We start from the raw sequence: 17,329 nt of genomic DNA, 5'->3' as shown, positions 1-17,329 counted from the left end.
CGAATGCGATTCGCTGTACGCCGATCTGCCGGTCGAGGGTGCTGCGATGGTCAACCCGCGCCTGTGCGCGCCGCAGTCGGGTGGCCAGATGCCGTCTCGGACCCGAAGTCCCAGGCCTGCCGGCGCCGCGCCTCGCAGCATTCCTTCGGTCCTCGTGTCCAGGGGGGCGGGGAGGCACCCCCCAGGTGGCCGCCTGGGTAGGCCACCTCTGTTGGCGTGAACGACCGGTTGGATATGCCAACACGGTTGGCCTGTCGTACTGGTTGGGTGTGCCCTTGGGCTCGGCCCGACCGGGTTGGTTGGTCGACCCGTCGCACGCCCTGGTTGGATGCTCGGCCGGCCTACCTGCCGCGCCTGCCGCCGCCCTCCTGGCCCGGCGCGACGCCCAGGGCGAGGCGATGGAGGACGTTGCAGTAGCCCTGAGGGTCAACCAAGTACTTGGATAGATGCCTGACGCACCGGTTGAAGTCACCTGGCGTGCCCCACTTGATCTTGGCCGCGCCCTTGCCCTTGGTCCAGTACACCTTCAGCTCGGCGCCTCCGCCTGGTGCCGCGTCCATGCCGCCTCCTCATGCCAGCCCTGGGTGCCGCTCTGCGGGCCTGCGCTCGGTGACCCCTGGTCCGCGTGCAGCTGCAGCCTCCTGGGCTGTCTTGCGGGCGTGGTGCCAGTGGCAGAGCAGCCACAGGTTGGCGTCGCTGTGGTCGTCGCCTGGTGTGCGGTGGTCGACCTCGGTGCCGGCCTGGCCGCAGGTGCCGTGGTCGGTGGGCCACTGGCACAGGCCGCGGTCTCTGGTGGTGATGCGGGGTACCACGGTGCTGGTCCATCCGCGGGGTAGGCGTGCGCGCCTGGTGCTGCCTGCCCATGCCATGCGAACCCCTTTACCGGATGAAGGGGGTTACAGCGGGTTGCCCTTGACCAGGATGTCCCAGTCGTCCAGGCCAACGGGTTCGACGGCGGCCACGGGTTCGACGCCGTACCAGTTGGTTCCGGTGCTGACGGGCATGCCGCCCGGGCTGGCGTTGAATCCGCCGAGCGTGGCCCGCACGACGCCGTTGTCGACCGGGCTGGCCAGGGCGCCGGTGGTCACGCTGTATGCGCCTGCGGGGCAGGCGTAGGAAGCCCAGTAGTCGACGCCGACGACGGGCGTGAACGGGGTCGTGAACGTGGCCAGGTTCCACCCGTTGACGGGCGCCGCTGTGACGGCGGTGGCGAGGAGGGCGCCGTCCGATTGCCGCCAGAGGTGGACGGTGTCTGCGGTGTTGGCCGGGCTGCCGCGGTACCAGCGGATGCCGGTGATCGTGGCGGCCACCAGGATGCGGAACCTGGTGCCGAGTTCGTAGTCGCCGGGGTCGGACTCGGTGGGGCTCGTCGGGGTGGTCGGGTAGAACACGCCGTGCTCGCCGGCGGCCAGGGTGGTGGGCGGCGCGACGTTGGTGTTGCCGCGGAGGGCGATGGCGAGGACGCCGGTGTCGCGGACCCGGACGAGGTCGCCGGCCGTGTAGGTGGTGCCGTTGTCCCAGTCGCCGCGCCAGGCGGCTGCGAAGGACGCGCCCGCGGGCCCGGTTGCTCCCGTCGGCCCGGTCGCCCCGGTGGCTCCCGTTGGCCCGGAGGGGCCTTGTGCGCCGTCGGCTCCGGGTGGCCCTTGAGCGCCCGCCGGGCCGGCTGGGCCCTGGGCTCCGGTCGCTCCCGCCGCACCTGCCGGGCCGGTGGCTCCGTCCGCTCCGGCGGGCCCCTGTGCGCCGGTGGCTCCGGTGGGGCCTTGGGGTCCTGCGGGCCCGGTGGCTCCGGTTGCACCGGTCGGTCCGGCGGGACCCTGTGGTCCGGTCGGCCCGGCCGGGCCGGGCAGCCCGGTGGCTTCGACGGTGACCTGGGTGACGGGCGTCTCGATGATGATCTCGGTGTCGGTCACCGCGGGACGTCCTCTACCTGGATGCTGCCGTGGACGATGGCGTCGGCCGCGGTGGCGTCGGCGAGTTGGAGCCACAGGGCCCAGGTGGCGGTGTAGTCGAGGGCGTCGGTGACGGTGGCGTTGACGGTGAAGGTGACGGCCCCGGCGGCGTCGTCGACGCTGATGCTGCCGCCGGTGCTGGTGCCGCCGCGGACGAGCCGTGCAGCGTCGGTGCCGTGGCTCTCGACGACGACCTGGACGTCGACGCCGGTGAGGGGGCGGGGTGTGCCGTCGGTGCGGATGCGGATGGTGCGGGTGATGGCTTCGCCGCGGGCGCAGGCGAGGTCGACGCGGGGGACGTTGCCGGAGGTGAGGGTCATGGCGCCTCCCTCCGGTGGGGTTGCTGGTGGGGCCGGAGCGTGGCTCGACGGCCCCACCTGCATCCCGACGCCGCCCGAGCGTCGGGGTCAGAGGGTCCAGGTGCCAGCGTTCTGCGGGAGGCTGATGCCGGGCGAGAACTGGATCTTGGTGATCTTGGCGGTGGCGGGGACGATGTAGGCGACGTACCCGAGTGCGGTGTCGCCAGCGGGGATGGATGTGCCGTCGGGGAACGCCGGGCCGGAGGCGACCTTGCGGACGGGGTCGGCGCCGTAGCGCTGGCCCTGGTCGTCGTAGACGCCGGACTGCATGGCGGGGTACTCGGAGACGGGTCCGGGGCCCGGGGCGGTGATGCGCCATTGGACGGCGATCAGGCGCTCGGTGGGGGCAAGGACCTTGCTGAACGAGGTGGTGGTCGCGGGGTCGACGACCTGGACGGCGGTCATCTCGATCGCCGAGTCTCCGCGCACGATCTTGACGGGTGTGCCGATCTTGACGGGCGCGGGTGCTTTGACGTCCTGGTTGACGGCGTCGACGCCTTGGCCTCCGGGCATGGCCGGCTTGCTGTCGCCGCTGCTGTCGGAGCATCCGGCGAGTGCGAGCAGCGCGGCGCCGACGGCCAGGGCTGCGGTGGTGCGGTGTCTCATGGTCCCCCCACGGGTCGAGTGCGGGGGACGCTACGCCCGCGGGGCGCCCGGGGTGGCTGAGTTCACAGATCCGTGACGGGGTGTTCGACACGCCGTCCGTTGGTTATCCGTCGCCTTCGCGTTCCTGCATGCACCGGCGGATGTCGTCGGCCGCGCTTGTGTGCATGCCCAGGGCCTCCCAGGCGTTCAGGTCGTGGGTGCGGTAGTTGATCAGGCAGACGTCGCCGTGCTCGTCCAGGGCTTTGATCGAGACGGCGTATCCGAGGGCGATGTGTCCTTCGGGCAGGACGTTGGCGATGCTGTCGTCGCTCATGCCGCCTCCGACCGTTGCTGCCGTTCGGCCCGCTTGAGCCTCTGCCAGCCAGCGATGGCGGGGTTGGTGCTCTCGACCGACCGGAGCCGGGTGGCGAGTTCGGCGGCCTCCAGGTCGGCGGTGAGGTAGATGGGCCGCCGGGTGCCTGCTCCGGCGATGGGCTGTACGTAGACCCGCTCGCCCTGGTCGTTGATGTAGCCGTGCTTGCGCCAGTGGTTGACGACGGAGCGGTGGCGTCCGTGGCGGCGGGCGAATGCTGCGCCGGTGGTGATGTCGCCGGGGCGGAGGTCGTGGGGGTCGATGTCGCGGCGCACGGGTCACCTCCAACGCGAAAGCCCCCTCGCTGGGAGGGGGCTTCGGGTGGCTGTGGGCACACGTGTGGTGCTGCACCGATGTTGCACCCTTGCGTGATCATCGTGCAAGTCGCCGCGCGGGTGGGCTTACCGGCCGAGGATCTGTCCGACCACGACCAGGACCACCAGCGGCACGCTGATGATGCCCGCGACGGTGACGCTGGCCCGGTAGGCGGGGTCGGACCACCAGTCGCGGATGATCGCCACAGGAGCGCGGATCACGGTCGCCACCCTTCCTGTTCGGCCAGCGCGAGCTTCCGCTTCAGGCGCCCCACTTCCGCCGCCCATTGGGCTGTCGTGTGCGTGGCCAGGTGCTCGGCGGCGCACCGCTCGACGTCGGCGAGGACGCCCAGGTCGGCGACTGCGGGGGCGTCGTGGTGCCAGCCGCAGTCGAGGGGGCAGGAGTACCGGGTGGTGGTGTCCATGGACAGATCCTCTCGTATCGGGCCGACTGGCTGGGGTGGGTCAGCGAATCCCGGCCTGCCAGGTGTAGGGCCCAGGCGGAAATTCGTGGCCGCGTTCGGTCGTGATCACCCGGAGCGCCTCGTCAACGAGCTGCTCGCGGGTGACGTCCACGGCGTGGGCCAAGTCGATGCCGTAGTCGCCGGTTTCACCGGTCGCCCATTTGAACCAGACGGTGACGCGGTGGCTGCCTGCGGGGTACGTGGTCATGTCGTTGTCTCCTGGCGTCAGGTGGCTGCGGATCCAGGCCACTCGGGCTCTTCGTCCAGGGTGTAGCACTGCTGTCGGGTCGGGTGTAGCTCTGCCTGTAGCGGCGGGTGTAGCGCGTTGTGACCTGCGGCTACACCGGCCGGAGAGGGGTCGGGGTCGGGTCGGGGAGCGGGGTCGAGCGCGGCCTCCAGGTCGTCGACGTGGACGCCGGCAGCGACCCGGCCGGCCTTGCCGCCGATGCGGACGCTGGCCCGGACGGGGACGCCGTGGCCGGTGATCCAGGCCCGGACGTCGGCCGTGTCCCAGTCGATGCCGGCGGCCTGGACGCGGGTGGTGATCTCGGCGAGGTGGATGCCGCGCCGGTCGCCGATGGCGCGGCGGATGGCGGTGAGGTCGCGGTGGCGGGCGGCCGCCGGGTCGAGCGGCGGTGCCGCCGGGTTGGGGTCGTCGGTCGCTTCGGTCGCTGCCTTCGGGCCGTGCCACCAGGCGGCGGCGACCCAGGCCGGGGTGGCGGCGGCGAGGGCACCGGGGCCGAGCTGCCAGCCGAGGAGTGCGCCGCCGGCGAGGATGCCGCCGCGGGTGGCGATGGCCCGGCGCCGCTCGACGGCGCCCGCTGTCTCGGCGGCGACCCAGGTGGTGATGCGGTCGAGCAGGGTGTGGTGGCCGTCGACCGCCCGGTGGACGTGTGCCGCGGCGCGGTCGACGGGGTGCATCAGAGGGAGCCGGAGAGGGTGACGGCGACGTTGATACCGGCGGCGATGATCTGGCGGAAGAGGTTGCCGATCACGGTGCCGCCGCCGGCGGCGACGCCGAACAGGGCGGCGACGAAGAGGTGGCTGGCGTGGCCCTTCTTGTGCTTCCAGATGTACCAGACGGCGGCGCCGAGGCCGGCGAAGGCGACGGCGGAGATGGCGACGGTGCCGTTGAGCGTGGCGGTGCCGGGGGCGGCGGGCGGCTGCTGCTGGGGCGGGACTGCGGCGGCGAGCATGTCGGCGGTGACGAGGTAGAGGTGCATGGCGGGTCCTCAGTGGGTGTAGAGCGCGGCGGCGGCTGCGATGGCCGCCCAGATGCACGCGAGTTCGAGGGCGAGGCGGTGGACGGTGCGCGGGGGCAGGCTCGGCGAGACGGCCAGGAGGCCGATGAGGGCGAGCATGGCCAGGAGCGCGCCCGTGAGGGCGGCGGGCATCAGCCGGTGGCGACGGTGAGCTTGGGGGTTGCATCGGGCGCGAATAGGTAGCCGCCATTCGCGTCCCGTTCCGGCAGCGGCACGAGGGTGCCTCGGGCAACCCACTGGCGGACGGTGTTCGGCTTGACCTTGAACCGCTCGGCGATCATGGCCGTCGTGAGCGCCCTCTGAGGGGCGGCCGCTGTGACGCGGGGCGTGACGACCACCGGGACGGACAGCGGGATCGCGGCAGGACCGTGGATGGTCGGCCGGTGCGCCGGGGCAGCCGGTGGCGGGGGTGTGACGGCGGCGGTGGCGTCGGCCGTCACGGCTGTCACGCGCCGCTCCACTTGCCGCTGGACGGGCGTGGCGGCGAGGTGGAGGAGGTGGCCCAGGACAAGCGGCGGAATGCACGAGACGACCCAGACGAGCCACACGGGGGCGGCGGGCGTAGCGGTCCAGTGGCCGGTGACGAACATGTGTGACACGGGCTGGGCGCTCATGGCGAGGCCGAGTGACAGGGCGGCGCCGGCGACGGCGGAGCGGTGCCCGGGGGCGCTGCGGGGGCGGGTGCCGGCGACGACGGCGGCGATGCCCGCGTAGGCGGCGAGGACGGCGGCCATGCCCCAGGCGAGGCGGGTGTCCCATCCGGCGAGGACGGCGAGGTGGTGCTCGCCGGGGGCGCACATGACGAGGACGGTGACGGCGACGGCGGGTCGGCCGGCGGCGGTGAACGCGCGAACCCACAGGGGCGGCGGGGCCGTGACGGTGTCACGCGGGGGTGAGGTGGGCGGGACACGCCGGGCCTTGATGCGCCGGGTGATCCACCTGGGGATACATTTCAGCGAAGCCACGAAGGAGACCTCTGATCTCTGGACTGGTAGCCGTCCGCAGGTTGCTGCCTGCGGCGGTCAGGCCCTCGTTCGGCGTTGGTAGCGCCGGGTGGGGGCCGTTTTGCTGTCGTGCCCGGTCTTTATATCACGTTCTGTCATGAGTTGTGTCGGATTCGCGGGCGTGACGTGACACCCGTCCTGGCGTGCCTTGTAAGGGAGTTGGCGATCTTGGTGGGTGTGACGGGGTGCGCTGCGGGTCAGGTCCGGCGCATGCGGTCGACGCGTTCGCCGAGCCCGGGGCGTGACGGCTCGTCACGGGGCTGGGAGCGGCGGTACCTGGGTGTCTCGACCTTGCGCTCGACACGGCTGTAGTCCTCGCCGCGGATGGGCTCGACGGCGGCCCGCGGGGCGGACATGACGTCGCCCATGGCCTGGGTGACGACGGGTCCGGCGCGGTCGGCGGGGTGGGTGGCTGCCCACCGGTTCCATGCCACGACGGCTTCCCAGCCGCCGTGCTCGCGCTGGATCCACCACATGAGGCGGGCGACGATGACGCCCTGGTCGTCGGGGAGGGTGACGCGGACGCGTGGGCGGTGGTCGGGCTGCGCGGGCGGCATGGGGCCAGTGTCCCGGAGGGGGTCAGCGTTCGACGACCGGTCGGGCGAGGTCGCGGTGGATGAGGGTGACGTCGTGTCCGCGGGCGCGGAGCGCGGCGTCGAGCATGATCCCTACGGTGGCTGCGCGGTGCCGGCCGCCGGCACATCCGACGGCGACCCGGGTCCGGTGGTCGGCGGCGCTCGGTCCGGCGGTGAAGGCCACGGCCATGTCGGCTGTGGCGGCGACGAGTTCGCGGATGCCGGGCGTGCCCAGGACGGCTGCCCGGACGGCGCGGTCGTGGGCGGTGAGGTAGCGCAGTTCGGGTGCCACGTGCGGGTCGCGGTAGTGGCGCCGGAGGTCGATGACGACCTCGGCGTCCGGTGGCGGCGCGTGGAGGTAGCCGAACGTGGTGATGGTGATCATGGTGCTCCCCTGTGTACGCCGGCTGGTCCGGCGTGGCCTCCCGCCCCGGATGCGAGCCGGGACCGGAGGCCACGCCGGCATCAGGCCCGGAACGCGGGGATGTCGAACGTCACGTCCCGACCGTTGCGGTGGGCCTCGATGCTCCAGATGTGGCCGAGGTCGGCGCGCCGCATGAGGAGTCGGCTGGCCTGGCGGATGCGGTCGGCCGGCACGGTCTCGGTGCGCCGGCCGCCGCGGTTGGCGTAGGTAACGGTGTAGGGGGCCGGGTCGGTGGTGGGCTGGGGGATCCGGTGGAGGGGGATCGGGGTGCCGTCGGCCGCGTGGATGCGGAGGTTGCGGAGGTTCCCCTTGGCGGCCTGGCGGCGGGCCATGTCGATGGTCCGCAGGATGCCGTCGAGGGTGCGGTCGGCGAGGGAGATGCGGTGGGTGCCGGCGGGGCTGTCCCAGCAGATGGCGGCGGGGTGGGCGGGCGTCTCGCTGTCGGCGGTGGTGGTGGCCGCCGGGGGGATGTGGGCGCCGGCTTCGCGGGCGATGCGCTCGCCGCGCTCGACGTGGTCGGCGATCCAGCGGGCGGCGTTGGCGCGTTCGGCGGTGTCCTGGCCGGGGTTGGCGGTATCGATGTGCTCGAGGTGGCGGGCCCAGCCGAGGGCGGTCTCCAGTTCGCGGATGGCGGCGGGGATCCAGACGGGGGCGAACTCGTGGGTGCCGACCGATTGCTTCAGCTCGGCGATGCGGGTGGTGATCTCGGTGGTGGTCTGCATGGTGTGCTCCCCGATGTCGGTGTTCCCTGCTGACACGACAGACTTTATAGGGCCCTGGAAAGACATGTCAAGGCCCCTGGAAAAAGATCTTGGAACCGCCTACGATCACCCCATGACCACCGACCCCGCACAGGCCATCCGCACCGCCGCCGAGCAGGCCGCCGCCACCGCCGACCCCGCCGCCCGAGCGCGCGCCGTCACCGCCGCCCTGGACGCCATGACCGCCGCCGGCCCCGCCCTCCAGCAGAGCCGGCAGACCGCCGTCCTCGAACTGCGCGCCGCCGGCCACACGCTCCAGCGGATCGCCGACATGGTCGGCCTGTCGGTCTCCCGCGTGGACCAGATCGCCAAGGGCGTCTCGCGGCCGAAGCCGCGGAGCTAGGCCGCCCGGCGCTGCTCGATCAGCCAAACGAGCCAGCCCTGGTACTCGGTCCACGTCATGGTGCGCGGGCAGCCGCGGCAGGTGACGCGGTCGGTGCCGTCCTCGCGGACGAGGCCGCGCCCGCAGCCGCCGCAGGGGGTGCCGAGCGGGATGTGCTCGACGTCGCCGCTGCCGCCGAGGAGCCGCCGTGCTCGGCCGGCGAGGATGCGGACGGCCCGCCCGAGGCCCTCGGCTTCGTGCCAGGCCCAGGCGTCGCGGCCGCCGCGGGTGTCGCCGAGGACGCGGGCGGCCCAGCCGGTGGTGCGTCCGCGGACCTCGGTGCTGCCGAGGTGGTCGAGCCACGCTGCGGCCCACTCGGCGAGGGTGGTGTCCATCTCGTCGGCCTGGTCCCATTCGGGGCTGGGGCTGGGCGGGTCGATGCGGGTGCCGCCGCGGGTGAGGGCGGTGTGGGTGGCCTGGCCGTCGGCCGCGGCGATGAGTCGGTCGCGGAGTGCGGGCAGCCGCCAGAGGGTGGTGGCGAGGTCGTTGCGGCAGTCCGCGCACCAGACCGGCTCGCCGGTCCGGGTCGGGTGGCTGGGGCAGGTGGCGGTGGTGTCGTGCTGCATGGTCGGCTCCCTGGGCGGTACGGTCCGGGGTGAGTGGTGGACCGTGGCCCCCGGGTGACCGGGGGCTGCCGCCGCGTCAGGCCGCTGCGAGGTCGAGCGGTTCCCATAGGGCGCGCATCGTCCGGGCGCACTCGTCGAGCCAGGCGCGGATGGCGGGTTCGTCGTCGTCGGTGACCTGGATGGCGACGCTGTACTGGTTGGCCTTGCGCTGTTGGACGAAGTACAGGCAGAGCTGGTCCGGGATGCTGCGGTCGTCGGGGTCGGGGTCGTTGCGGTAGGACTTCCAGTCCCAGCGGAACAGCAGGTTCAGGTCGCGGTCGCCGGAGAACCAGAGCGTTTCCTCGGTGAACTCGGCCCAGGAGTCGTAGGTCTCGTGGTTGGCGCCGTCGGTGGCCCAGTAGTTGCCGTCGGCGCAGTAGTACGGGTGGTCGACTTCCCACAGGTGGGTCATGTCGCTCCTGTCTCGGCGTGATCTCGAAACGATCTAGGTGTGGCTTATGTCAGGCATCGGGCGTACTGTCCCTGGTCCGGCCCACCCCCCCCCAGGCCGGTGCGGGCCCGTGCTCCCGGCTCCCCACGGTCGAGCGCGGGCCCTCGGCCGTGTCAGGCGGGCGTCCAGCGCAGCCCGTAGGCGTGGCAGTGCGGCCAGCCGGCGTACCCGGAGACGGTGCCGTTGCTGCGGAGGGTCAGTGCGCCGTGCTCGGGGCAGCGTTCGTGGTTGGACCGCAGGACCCAGTACCAGGAGCCGCAGGGGCAGATGGCGGGTTCGTCGCCGGCGGGGGCCGGCGGCCGGCGAGGTTGATCACGGGGCCGCTCACGCTCGCTCCTGGTTGTCGAGTGCGCGGATGGTCGCGCAGGGCCAGGGGACGGCGTACTCGTCGTGTGTGCCGCAGGTCGAGCAGGCAGGGGCGATGTCGCCGTAGTCGCTGCCGCCGTCTACGTAGCCGAGGCCGTCCCCGATGGGCTGGTGCAGGTCCCGCACGCGCTGTGCGGCGGCGGCGAGCTGGTCGCGTTCGGCGTACAGGGCGTCCCGGGAGGCATACAGGGCGTCGAGGTCGTCGTCGGTGATCGTGTCGGCGGTGCGCCGGGCGGTGTCGGGCGCGACGAGGTCGAGGAGGGTGACGCCGAGGATGCGGGCCTGGTCGAGGTCGAGCCGGAGGTGGCCGGCCTCTGCGCCGTCGTGCTCCAGGCCGACGTTGACGGCGAGTTCGTGGGGGCGGGCGGCGGCGTCGCCGCTCCAGCCGTAGGTGGGCTCGGTCATGTCGACCTCCTCGTGCGTGGCGCGGAACTCGGCGTCCCGGTGAACGCGGTACCGCCCGTCGGGCTCCCGGGTGATCCACATGCCGACGCGTGCGGTCATGGCGTCGTCGGGCCCGTCGGGGTGTTCCCAGACGTGGATGCGGGGCTGGTCCCAGGTGCCGGCGGGGGCGCCGTCGCACCATGTGGCAATGGCGCGGGCGGTGTTGCCGGTGTCGTCGCCTGCGACCTGGACGGCGTCGACCGTGACGGGGCCGCGGCGGAAGCGGCGGACGGCGGGCTCGGTCATCGCTGCGGCTCCGAGGCGTGGGTGGCGAGGTGGGCGAGGCCGGCCGTGAGCGCGGCGGGCTGGGTGGGGGCGCAGTCGATGGCGATGCACGGCCGGCAGGCCCAGGACCAGCGGCCGGCGGGGCGTGGGTGTTCGGGGTCTCGGGTGCGGTAGACGCGGATTGGCGGGGGGCGGCGGTCCACGGTGGTCTCCGGTGGTGGGGCCGGGGCGCGTGGCCCCGGCCGGGCGGGTGGGTCAGGCCGGGTCGCGCGGTGTGCCGGTGATCTCGTGGAACCGGTCGTCGAGTCGCTGGGCGATGCGGGCGCGGGTCTCGGGGCTGAGTTGGCTGACGAGGTCGAGCAGGTGTACGCCGTCGGCGGTGCGGCCGTGGCCCGCCGGTGGGGCGTTGCGCGGTTCGATGTGGCCGAGGCTGATGCCGCCCGCGTAGCCCTCGACGGAGACGACAGCGGTGCCGTGCCCGAGGGTCCAGGCGGCCGTGCGGGTGCGGGTGGTCACGGGCTCGGTGTCGCGGTGGGCGGGCCAGGCGTGGACGGGGGTGCCGACGGGGTGGAGGGCGTTCCACTGGTCGGCGGCGGTGGGATCGGTCATCGGTTGCGTCTCCTGTCGCTGCGGTGTGGCCCGTGCGGGCCTCTGTGCGCCCGTCTGCGGGCCTATCGGGCGTCGGGTGTCTCCGTGGACGGGGCGGGGGCTGCGGGCCTCAGGGCCGGTCGTCGAGCGCGAGCTGTTCGTCCGCCTTGGCGTTGCGGACCTCCCACTGCCTGCGGTACTGCTCGACGTCGCCTGAGCAGGAGTACCGGGCGTGGAACAGGGCGCTGTTCTCGCCGAGGTCGGGCCGCCATAGGTTCGGCCCGGGGAACCGGGCGGCCTGCATGCGCGGGGTGACGTACTCGCCGCAGCTCAGGCAGTGACCACGCGGGATGGCCATGAGCTCGGCGGTGCGCTTCACCTGGTACGCGACGGTGCGTTCGGTGATCTCGTGTCGGCAGGGCGGGAGTTCGCGGCAGATCCGGCACACCGAGTAGTGCTCGGGCAGGACGTCCCACATGTGGCGAGCGGGCCCGATGAGGTGCAGCGACTCGGCTTGGGGCCGGTCGACGTGGCGCAGGACGTACACGAGGGGCCGGCCTTCCCATGCCTCCCGGGTGGTGGCGTGCCGCCACTTGGACTCTTCGGCCCAGCGGGTCTCGTAGCGCTCGCCCCACAGGTCGTCGGGACGCTCCTTGATCTCGATGACGTGGTGGGGTTCGCGGTCCCAGATGACGATGTCGCCGGGTTCGAGGCGGGTGCCGGATGCGGAGCGGGACTCGCGGGGGTACCAGCGGTCGCCGGGCTCTCCGCCGATGGTGATGCGCATGGTGCTCCTGTCGGTGGGTCTGGTCGGTGGCCCGCCGTGGCGTCACGGCGGGCCGTGGCGGGGGCTAGGAGCGATCGGGGGCGGGCGTCGGTCCCTCGCTGGGGGTCGATGCGTCTGCGGGGCTCTCAGGGGCACCTGTGGCGTTGCGGCGTGCTGCGTCGTCCCGGAAGCGCTGCATCGTGGCGTCCCAGCGGCTCAGGTCCGGGGTGATCGTCACCACCTCCTGCGCGGTCGGCTCGTCGTCCGGCCACTCCGCCGCTTCGGCCCGCTCGTGCCGCTCCCGGGCCAGGGCGAGGTGCATCCGGTCGCGGTCGGCCCGCAGCCGCTCGACCTCGGCCCGCGCTTCGTTCCGCTCGACGAAGAGCCGCTCGGCCTCTGCGTCCAGCCGGTCTGAGCCTCGACGGAGCGCGTCGACCGTCTCGACCAAGCCAGCTGCCCGCTCCATTGCCCGCGCCAGGTGTGGCCGGACGATCGCGACGACCCGGACGACCAGCCACTGCGGCGGCCGGTCGTCGCCGTCCCAGTCGGCCGCCCCGCACAGGCCGTCGCCGACGATGCCCTCCAGGTCGACGTCGAGGTCGTAGTCGTCCCGCCGGGCGAGGCGCTGCGCGAGGGCGACGCGGTGTTCGGCATCGGCGAGCGCGGCCTCCAGCCGGTCCCGCTCCTCGTCCGTTGCCGTGATCGTCTCGATCAGCGCCTCGCGGGTCGGCTCGCCGTCGTCGTCCTGGTCGGCGTCGCGGGTGGCCTTGATCAGCGCGGTGTCGTAGCGGGCGATCGTGGCGGCCTGCTCGGCGACCAGGGCCAGCAGCGCCGGCACGTGCTGCTCGATGCAGCGAATGAGCGCCTTGTTCCAGGCAACGAGGTGCTCAAGGGTCGGCCCGCCGGGGCGGCGGAGTTCGCGGCGGATCACCTGGTGGTTGGTCATGTCGGGTCCTGGGCGGTGGGGTCGGGCAAGAGGTGGTAGCCGGCCTGGCGGAGGTCGTGGAGGATCCGGCGGGATGTGGCCGTGGGGTCCTGGAGTTGGCCGAGGCGGGCGGCGTCCTGGAGGGCTGCGCGGATGACGGCGAGCGCCGCGGGCGGGATCACCGGTCCAGCGCCCTGGCCTCGGCGACGATGGCGTTGAGTGCGTCGCGGCGGGCGGGGTTGCCGTCGGGGATGAACCCGGACCACAGCTTCGGCTGGGTGAATCCGATCGGGGGTTCGGCGAGGCGCGGGTACAGCTCGGGGTGCCGGCGGAGCGCGGCGGCGTTCGACGCGTTCTCGCGCTGCCGGTTGGCCTGTTCGAGGCGCATGAGTTCGCGGATGTCTCCTTCGCGGAGGCAGGCGTAGGCGTCCTCTTCGGTGAGCCGGCGCGGGGGTTCGATGGCCCGCGGCCGGACGGTGCCGGTGGCGACCGCGGCGCGTCCGGCCCGCAGGGCGCGGGCGTAGTCGACCGGCCGGTCGGGGTCGACGGGCGGGGCTTCGGTTTCGGCGTCGCGGCGCATGATGTCGGTGCGGCGGGTCTTCCACCGGGCGGCGATGTCGGCGGGCAGCACGGGGTAGGGGCTGGCCGAGTAGTGCTGGCCGATGGCCTGGCCGGCGAAGGCGGCGGGGACGTCGGAGAGGATCCCGGCCCACAGGGCGACCTGGGCTTCCTGCTCTTCGGGGTCTTCGCGGACGACGCGGTGATCGACGAGGGCGATCTTGTCGAGGAGGTCGATGACTTCGTCGGGGGTCACGCGGTGTCTCCTTGCTGCTGGAGCTTGTCGCGGAGGCGGTTGAGGCCGGCTCGCTGGCCGGCGGACCTCGAGGTGCCGGGGGCGGAGACGGCGCGCAGGGTTGGCGCGTCGGGGCCTTCGGTGATCGTCGGAAGGTCCATCCAGGGGCCGCCGGATCCGGCGAGGCCGAGGAAGTAGCGGACGTGGCCGACGGGTTGGGTAGCTCGGCCGGCGGCGCTGCGGGCGCGTTGGACCATCGCGGGAATGCCTTTGGCCGTGATGAGCGCTTCGATGCGGATTGCTTCGTCGCCCTTGAGGTCCCAGCCGAGTCCGACGAGGCCGGCGTGGTGGAGGGCGTTGGCGAGGGATCGAAGCTTCGGGGCGACGGTGTCGGTCTCGCCCGCGCGGCCAGCTAGCTTCCCCTCTTCCGTAGGAAGAGGGGGGACGGGCTTGGGGGCACTGTTACTCACGGCGTACGTAACAGGGGGCGTAACGCCGTTACGCACCGGGGGTTTGGCGGCTGCTTCGGCCGCCGCCTTGGCTTCCTTCTCCGCCTTGCGCCGGTCCCGATATGCCTGCTGACGTGTAGCGTTGCGCTCACGCCCGTTCTGGACCTTGACGCGATCCGGGTTGTACACGAGGAAGTCGTGGATGACCCAACCGTCATCAACACGGTCCCAAAGTTGGCGACTTTCCAGCTCTTTTGCCGCCGCTTTCATGCCGCGAACGTGCGCGATTACGCGCAACTCCGTGTCGAGGATCTTGCCTTCGGTCAGGTTCTCGGAGCACCAGCACAGGGCCGAGACGTGCAAGCGGAACGCCTTGTCCGAGAGCAGCGCGACCTTGCGGTGCGACGGGAAGCGGTCGTCCAGGCGGACCCAGGGCATGTGCGGCTCGTCTCGTACTCGGGTCGGTCGGTGGTTGGTGCGGGGTCCGGCGGGTTGGTGCCGCCGCCGGACCCCGCGGTCAGGCGGCGGAGCGGCTACGGGCACGGCGGCGTTTGCGTGCGCGCCGCTCCTCCTCGGTCGTGCCGCCCCAAACCCCGGCGTCCTGGCCGGACTCCAGGGCCCACGTCAGGCATCGCTCCATCACGGGGCACCGCCGGCAGACGTCCTTGGCCTCGTTGGCCTGGGCTCGTGCGGCGGGGCTGTCGCCGAGGGGGAAGAACAGCTCCGGGTCCTTGCCGCGGCAGGCCGCCCGGTGGCGCCAGTCGACGTCCGCGTCCGCGTCGGGCATCGGCCCGGAGCCGGTGGCGTCGGCGAGGGCCGCCCGCGCGGTCTCGGCAGCGGGCCTGGTGTTCAGGCGGGTGTAGCGGGGCACGGCGCGCAGGTGGTCGGGCGTGACGCACATCTGCCGGCCGCAGGTGTGGATGACGTCGTGGCCCGCCGGGATGGCGTCGACGAGCCAGGCGTACACGGCGCGGTGCGCACGCCACCGGCGGCCGTCGATGAAGATGGTGCCGCCGCCGTGCCTGCAGGGGCGGCCGGTCCACAGCCAGCAGGGGCCGGTGGTGTCGATGGCGGCGAGGATGCGCTGCAGGGGCGTGTGGGTGGGTCGTCCGCTCACGGCGTCGCTCCGTTCGTGTCGGCTCGGAGCTGGTAGGTGCGGCGCTTGTCCTGGGGCAGGCCGCCGCGGACGCCGTGCCGGTCCAGGGGCGCGGTGAGTCGGATCTCCTCGGCGAGGCAGTCGCCGCGGACCGGGCAGGCCCGGCAGACCTTGAGGGCGTCGGCGGTCCCTTCGGAGCGGTCGGGGTAGAACGTCCGCAGCGACTCGCCCGTGCAGGCGGCGTGTTCCCACCAGCGGTAGCCGGGGTCGGTGGAGGTCGTGGACGTGTCGTAGCGGACGGCGGGCAGGCGGCTCACGGCGTCACCTCGGTGGTGTGGACGGCGGCGGTGTGTTCCCACCCGCCGCGGTAGTACGGCTCGCAGCCGCCGCAGACGGGCAGGCCTTCGCCGACGAGGGCGGGGTAGTGGCCGTGTTCGGCCCGGTATTCCTCGCGGGCGCGGGGTCCGGCGTAGGCGTCGGTGAGGAGGTTCGTGGCCCAGACGAGGGCGCGGGTCGCGGGCCGGCCGCAGGTGCAGCGGACGGTGGTGACGCCGGGTTCGGCGAGGAGGTCGAGCTGTCCGGCGATCACGCGACCGCCCTCCGCTCCGAGTCCCGCTGTTCGGCGGCGTACCGCCACTCGCCCGCGATGATCGCCGCGTCGACGTAGGCGCGCGCGATGTCCAGCTCGGCGAGCGTCGCCCCACCGCCCTTGCGCGCCTTGCGGCGCCTGGCCGCGGCCTTGACCACCTCGAGCGCTTCGGCCGTGTCCTGGTCGGCGGTCTGCGTCTTGTACTGGAGTGCGGCGCGGGACATGCCCGCGGCGCGGATGGCAATGTCGGACCGGATCTGGCCGACGGTCCGGGTGGTCACAGCGCCTCCGGTCGTGCTGCCCAGTCGGCCATCGCCTCACCGGCGCGGCATGCGGCTTCGGGGTCGGTCTCGGTGAGGGCGCGCAGGTCCGCCGCGACCTTCTTCCGCGCGGCGATGTCGGCGAGGACGGCCTTGACGGCGGCCCGGTAGTCGTCGGGGTCGAGCCCGTCGACGATCGGGATGTCCGCGGCTTCGGCGGCGGCACGTGCGGTCTCGGCCTGGGCGAGGGCTCGGTCGCGGTCGGCGGTGAGCGTGGCGATCCGCACGTCGTACTCGGCGCCCATGCGCTGGGTGGACTCGAGGCGGGCGGCGATGGTCGCACGGAGCCCGGTGACCACGTCGGCCTGCGCGGCGAGCCCCTGCTCGAAGTCGACGGCGATTGCGCGGGCCTGGTCACGCTCGGCGATGGTCTGCTCGTACAGTCCGGCCCACTTGGCGGCGTCGCATCCGCGCTGCCGGCTCTCGGCCGCGTGGGCGTCGCGCTCCATGGTGACCTCCTCCAAGTCCGCGAGGCGGCCGGTGGTGATCAGGCGGATCACAGCTCCCCCGTCCAGGCGTCGATGCTGGCGCGGTGGTCGATGATCGCCATCTCGGCGACCACGGCCTCCGTGAACGCGTTGTTGGCGCGCAACCAGGCGGCGACCCAGGCCGGGTCGGTCGGCACGTACTGCTCGGCCCGGCGGCGGGCCTCGCGCAGGAACAGCACGAGTGCGGTGGCGGCGATGGTGACGGCTCCGGCCGCGATGGCGGCCAGGACGATCAGGGTGGTCACGATGCCTCTCCGATCAGGCGGGCGGCCCAGGTCCCGGGCCGGACGTACAGGTCGAGGTCGCGCAGGTGGCGGTCGATCGCGTCGTCGGTGGCGACGTGGGCGAGTTCGCGGCGGAGGTCGCGGGTGGCGCGAGGGCCCGGCGTGTACCGGGCCCTCGCGGTCGCGACGCCGACGATCACGCGCCGTCCCCGGCGTGCAGGGCCGCGTCGAGGGCCAGGCCCAGGCAGTGGCAGCACGCCCCGTCGCGGTGCAGGTGGACCGCGCCCATCTCCGCCGCGCACGGGGCCTCGGAGTAGCCGTCCGGCCAGGCCGGGAGTGCGTCGGCGAGACGAGTGACCGTGCGGGGGCGGGTCGGGTGGATGAGGTTCGCGGCCATCACGACGCCGGCCAGTTCGGGTCGGGCTCGTTCGGCCAGCCACCCTCGGGCTCGACCTCCGCGTCGACCGGGCCCTCGTCGAACACGGGCTGCGGCAACGGGGCGGCGGGTGCCATCTCGGCGGCGACTTCGGCCTTCGCCCGCAGTTCCT

General features: G+C 73.1%; 35 protein-coding genes. 1 reads left to right on the top strand and 34 read right to left on the bottom strand.

What is annotated here, in order from left to right; genetic code table 11:
- Positions 1-341 precede the first annotated feature (341 nt).
- The 16 genes from ACFRCG_RS41800 to ACFRCG_RS41725 form a co-directional block, all read right to left on the bottom strand.
- Complete coding sequence (locus ACFRCG_RS41800) at positions 342-560, bottom strand: hypothetical protein (RefSeq protein WP_380041474.1); 219 nt, start codon at positions 558-560, stop codon at positions 342-344.
- Between the two features lie 336 nt (positions 561-896).
- Positions 897-1,910 (bottom strand): DUF4082 domain-containing protein, encoded by a 1,014-nt coding sequence (locus ACFRCG_RS41795; RefSeq protein WP_380041472.1) that lies wholly within the window; start codon positions 1,908-1,910, stop codon positions 897-899.
- Positions 1,907-2,269: a hypothetical protein gene (locus ACFRCG_RS41790; protein WP_380041470.1), complete on the bottom strand. Its 363-nt coding sequence runs from the start codon at positions 2,267-2,269 to the stop codon at positions 1,907-1,909. The genes ACFRCG_RS41795 and ACFRCG_RS41790 overlap by 4 nt, the downstream gene beginning before the upstream one ends.
- Before the next feature lie 87 nt (positions 2,270-2,356).
- Positions 2,357-2,914 (bottom strand): hypothetical protein, encoded by a 558-nt coding sequence (locus ACFRCG_RS41785; RefSeq protein ID WP_380041468.1) that lies wholly within the window; start codon positions 2,912-2,914, stop codon positions 2,357-2,359.
- Between the two features lie 103 nt (positions 2,915-3,017).
- Positions 3,018-3,227 carry a hypothetical protein gene (locus tag ACFRCG_RS41780; protein ID WP_380040766.1) on the bottom strand — a complete coding sequence of 70 codons (210 nt, stop codon included), beginning with the start codon at positions 3,225-3,227 and terminating at the stop codon, positions 3,018-3,020.
- Positions 3,224-3,541 carry a hypothetical protein gene (locus ACFRCG_RS41775; protein ID WP_380041466.1) on the bottom strand — a complete coding sequence of 106 codons (318 nt, stop codon included), beginning with the start codon at positions 3,539-3,541 and terminating at the stop codon, positions 3,224-3,226. The genes ACFRCG_RS41780 and ACFRCG_RS41775 overlap by 4 nt, the downstream gene beginning before the upstream one ends.
- 126 nt (positions 3,542-3,667) lie before the next feature.
- Positions 3,668-3,802 carry a hypothetical protein gene (locus ACFRCG_RS41770; protein WP_380041464.1) on the bottom strand — a complete coding sequence of 45 codons (135 nt, stop codon included), beginning with the start codon at positions 3,800-3,802 and terminating at the stop codon, positions 3,668-3,670.
- A complete protein-coding gene (locus tag ACFRCG_RS41765; protein ID WP_380041462.1) occupies positions 3,799-4,005 on the bottom strand; it encodes a hypothetical protein in 207 nt (68 codons plus the stop codon). The genes ACFRCG_RS41770 and ACFRCG_RS41765 overlap by 4 nt, the downstream gene beginning before the upstream one ends.
- Before the next feature lie 40 nt (positions 4,006-4,045).
- On the bottom strand, positions 4,046-4,252 hold the full coding sequence (locus ACFRCG_RS41760; RefSeq protein WP_380041460.1) for a hypothetical protein: 207 nt from the start codon (positions 4,250-4,252) through the stop codon (positions 4,046-4,048).
- Between the two features lie 17 nt (positions 4,253-4,269).
- Complete coding sequence (locus tag ACFRCG_RS41755) at positions 4,270-4,965, bottom strand: hypothetical protein (RefSeq protein ID WP_380041458.1); 696 nt, start codon at positions 4,963-4,965, stop codon at positions 4,270-4,272.
- Positions 4,965-5,267, bottom strand: coding sequence for a hypothetical protein (locus ACFRCG_RS41750; RefSeq protein WP_380041456.1), 303 nt, complete (start codon positions 5,265-5,267; stop codon positions 4,965-4,967). The genes ACFRCG_RS41755 and ACFRCG_RS41750 overlap by 1 nt, the downstream gene beginning before the upstream one ends.
- A gap of 9 nt (positions 5,268-5,276) precedes the next feature.
- Positions 5,277-5,438: a hypothetical protein gene (locus ACFRCG_RS41745; protein WP_380041454.1), complete on the bottom strand. Its 162-nt coding sequence runs from the start codon at positions 5,436-5,438 to the stop codon at positions 5,277-5,279.
- Entirely contained in the window at positions 5,438-6,271 is an 834-nt protein-coding gene (locus ACFRCG_RS41740; RefSeq protein ID WP_380041452.1) for a hypothetical protein, read from the bottom strand. The genes ACFRCG_RS41745 and ACFRCG_RS41740 overlap by 1 nt, the downstream gene beginning before the upstream one ends.
- Before the next feature lie 236 nt (positions 6,272-6,507).
- Positions 6,508-6,867, bottom strand: a complete 360-nt coding sequence (locus tag ACFRCG_RS41735; protein WP_380041450.1) for a hypothetical protein — start codon at positions 6,865-6,867, stop codon at positions 6,508-6,510.
- Positions 6,868-6,889: 22 nt separating this feature from the next.
- Positions 6,890-7,270: an ATPase gene (locus ACFRCG_RS41730; protein ID WP_380041448.1), complete on the bottom strand. Its 381-nt coding sequence runs from the start codon at positions 7,268-7,270 to the stop codon at positions 6,890-6,892.
- An 80-nt stretch (positions 7,271-7,350) separates the two neighbouring features.
- Positions 7,351-8,067 (bottom strand): hypothetical protein, encoded by a 717-nt coding sequence (locus ACFRCG_RS41725; protein ID WP_380041446.1) that lies wholly within the window; start codon positions 8,065-8,067, stop codon positions 7,351-7,353.
- A 76-nt stretch (positions 8,068-8,143) separates the two neighbouring features.
- Between ACFRCG_RS41725 and ACFRCG_RS41720 the strand changes: the two genes are divergently transcribed.
- Entirely contained in the window at positions 8,144-8,413 is a 270-nt protein-coding gene (locus ACFRCG_RS41720; protein WP_380041444.1) for an RNA polymerase subunit sigma-70, read from the top strand.
- On the opposite strand, the gene ACFRCG_RS41715 is transcribed toward ACFRCG_RS41720, so the two are convergent.
- The 18 genes from ACFRCG_RS41715 to ACFRCG_RS41630 all read right to left on the bottom strand — a co-directional run bounded on the left by ACFRCG_RS41715 (position 8,410) and on the right by ACFRCG_RS41630 (position 17,178).
- Positions 8,410-9,018, bottom strand: a complete 609-nt coding sequence (locus ACFRCG_RS41715) for a hypothetical protein (RefSeq protein WP_380041442.1) — start codon at positions 9,016-9,018, stop codon at positions 8,410-8,412. The genes ACFRCG_RS41720 and ACFRCG_RS41715 overlap by 4 nt on opposite strands.
- Before the next feature lie 76 nt (positions 9,019-9,094).
- Positions 9,095-9,469: a hypothetical protein gene (locus ACFRCG_RS41710; protein WP_380041440.1), complete on the bottom strand. Its 375-nt coding sequence runs from the start codon at positions 9,467-9,469 to the stop codon at positions 9,095-9,097.
- Between the two features lie 363 nt (positions 9,470-9,832).
- Positions 9,833-10,564, bottom strand: a complete 732-nt coding sequence (locus ACFRCG_RS41705) for a hypothetical protein (protein WP_380041438.1) — start codon at positions 10,562-10,564, stop codon at positions 9,833-9,835.
- The gene (locus tag ACFRCG_RS41700; protein WP_380041436.1) at positions 10,561-10,746 is read right to left on the bottom strand and encodes a hypothetical protein; all 186 of its coding nucleotides are present in this window, start codon (positions 10,744-10,746) and stop codon (positions 10,561-10,563) included. The genes ACFRCG_RS41705 and ACFRCG_RS41700 overlap by 4 nt, the downstream gene beginning before the upstream one ends.
- Before the next feature lie 52 nt (positions 10,747-10,798).
- Positions 10,799-11,152: a hypothetical protein gene (locus tag ACFRCG_RS41695; RefSeq protein WP_380041434.1), complete on the bottom strand. Its 354-nt coding sequence runs from the start codon at positions 11,150-11,152 to the stop codon at positions 10,799-10,801.
- Positions 11,153-11,261: 109 nt separating this feature from the next.
- A complete protein-coding gene (locus ACFRCG_RS41690) occupies positions 11,262-11,918 on the bottom strand; it encodes a hypothetical protein (RefSeq protein WP_380041432.1) in 657 nt (218 codons plus the stop codon).
- A gap of 64 nt (positions 11,919-11,982) precedes the next feature.
- The gene (locus ACFRCG_RS41685; protein ID WP_380041430.1) at positions 11,983-12,843 is read right to left on the bottom strand and encodes a hypothetical protein; all 861 of its coding nucleotides are present in this window, start codon (positions 12,841-12,843) and stop codon (positions 11,983-11,985) included.
- Positions 12,840-13,004 (bottom strand): hypothetical protein, encoded by a 165-nt coding sequence (locus tag ACFRCG_RS41680; protein ID WP_380041428.1) that lies wholly within the window; start codon positions 13,002-13,004, stop codon positions 12,840-12,842. Before ACFRCG_RS41680 ends, ACFRCG_RS41685 begins: the two co-directional genes overlap by 4 nt.
- The gene (locus tag ACFRCG_RS41675; protein WP_380041426.1) at positions 13,001-13,636 is read right to left on the bottom strand and encodes a hypothetical protein; all 636 of its coding nucleotides are present in this window, start codon (positions 13,634-13,636) and stop codon (positions 13,001-13,003) included. The genes ACFRCG_RS41680 and ACFRCG_RS41675 overlap by 4 nt, the downstream gene beginning before the upstream one ends.
- Positions 13,633-14,502, bottom strand: coding sequence for a hypothetical protein (locus tag ACFRCG_RS41670; protein WP_380041424.1), 870 nt, complete (start codon positions 14,500-14,502; stop codon positions 13,633-13,635). Before ACFRCG_RS41670 ends, ACFRCG_RS41675 begins: the two co-directional genes overlap by 4 nt.
- Positions 14,503-14,581: 79 nt before the next feature.
- On the bottom strand, positions 14,582-14,851 hold the full coding sequence (locus ACFRCG_RS41665; protein ID WP_380041528.1) for a WhiB family transcriptional regulator: 270 nt from the start codon (positions 14,849-14,851) through the stop codon (positions 14,582-14,584).
- Between the two features lie 326 nt (positions 14,852-15,177).
- Positions 15,178-15,477 carry a WhiB family transcriptional regulator gene (locus ACFRCG_RS41660; RefSeq protein ID WP_380041422.1) on the bottom strand — a complete coding sequence of 100 codons (300 nt, stop codon included), beginning with the start codon at positions 15,475-15,477 and terminating at the stop codon, positions 15,178-15,180.
- Complete coding sequence (locus ACFRCG_RS41655; RefSeq protein ID WP_380041420.1) at positions 15,474-15,749, bottom strand: hypothetical protein; 276 nt, start codon at positions 15,747-15,749, stop codon at positions 15,474-15,476. Before ACFRCG_RS41655 ends, ACFRCG_RS41660 begins: the two co-directional genes overlap by 4 nt.
- The gene (locus ACFRCG_RS41650; RefSeq protein ID WP_380041419.1) at positions 15,746-16,030 is read right to left on the bottom strand and encodes a hypothetical protein; all 285 of its coding nucleotides are present in this window, start codon (positions 16,028-16,030) and stop codon (positions 15,746-15,748) included. Before ACFRCG_RS41650 ends, ACFRCG_RS41655 begins: the two co-directional genes overlap by 4 nt.
- The gene (locus tag ACFRCG_RS41645) at positions 16,027-16,569 is read right to left on the bottom strand and encodes a hypothetical protein (RefSeq protein ID WP_380041417.1); all 543 of its coding nucleotides are present in this window, start codon (positions 16,567-16,569) and stop codon (positions 16,027-16,029) included. Before ACFRCG_RS41645 ends, ACFRCG_RS41650 begins: the two co-directional genes overlap by 4 nt.
- Entirely contained in the window at positions 16,566-16,802 is a 237-nt protein-coding gene (locus ACFRCG_RS41640; RefSeq protein WP_380041415.1) for a hypothetical protein, read from the bottom strand. Before ACFRCG_RS41640 ends, ACFRCG_RS41645 begins: the two co-directional genes overlap by 4 nt.
- Positions 16,799-16,981 carry a hypothetical protein gene (locus tag ACFRCG_RS41635; protein WP_380041413.1) on the bottom strand — a complete coding sequence of 61 codons (183 nt, stop codon included), beginning with the start codon at positions 16,979-16,981 and terminating at the stop codon, positions 16,799-16,801. Before ACFRCG_RS41635 ends, ACFRCG_RS41640 begins: the two co-directional genes overlap by 4 nt.
- A complete protein-coding gene (locus tag ACFRCG_RS41630) occupies positions 16,978-17,178 on the bottom strand; it encodes a hypothetical protein (RefSeq protein WP_380041411.1) in 201 nt (66 codons plus the stop codon). Before ACFRCG_RS41630 ends, ACFRCG_RS41635 begins: the two co-directional genes overlap by 4 nt.
- Between the last annotated feature and the right edge of the window lie 151 nt (positions 17,179-17,329).

Source organism: Embleya sp. NPDC056575 (genome assembly GCF_042793325.1).
In the GTDB taxonomy this organism is placed as follows: Bacteria; Actinomycetota; Actinomycetes; order Streptomycetales; family Streptomycetaceae; genus Embleya.
Note: the sequence above shows the minus strand (reverse complement) of the source record. Positions and strands in the feature narration are given on the sequence as shown.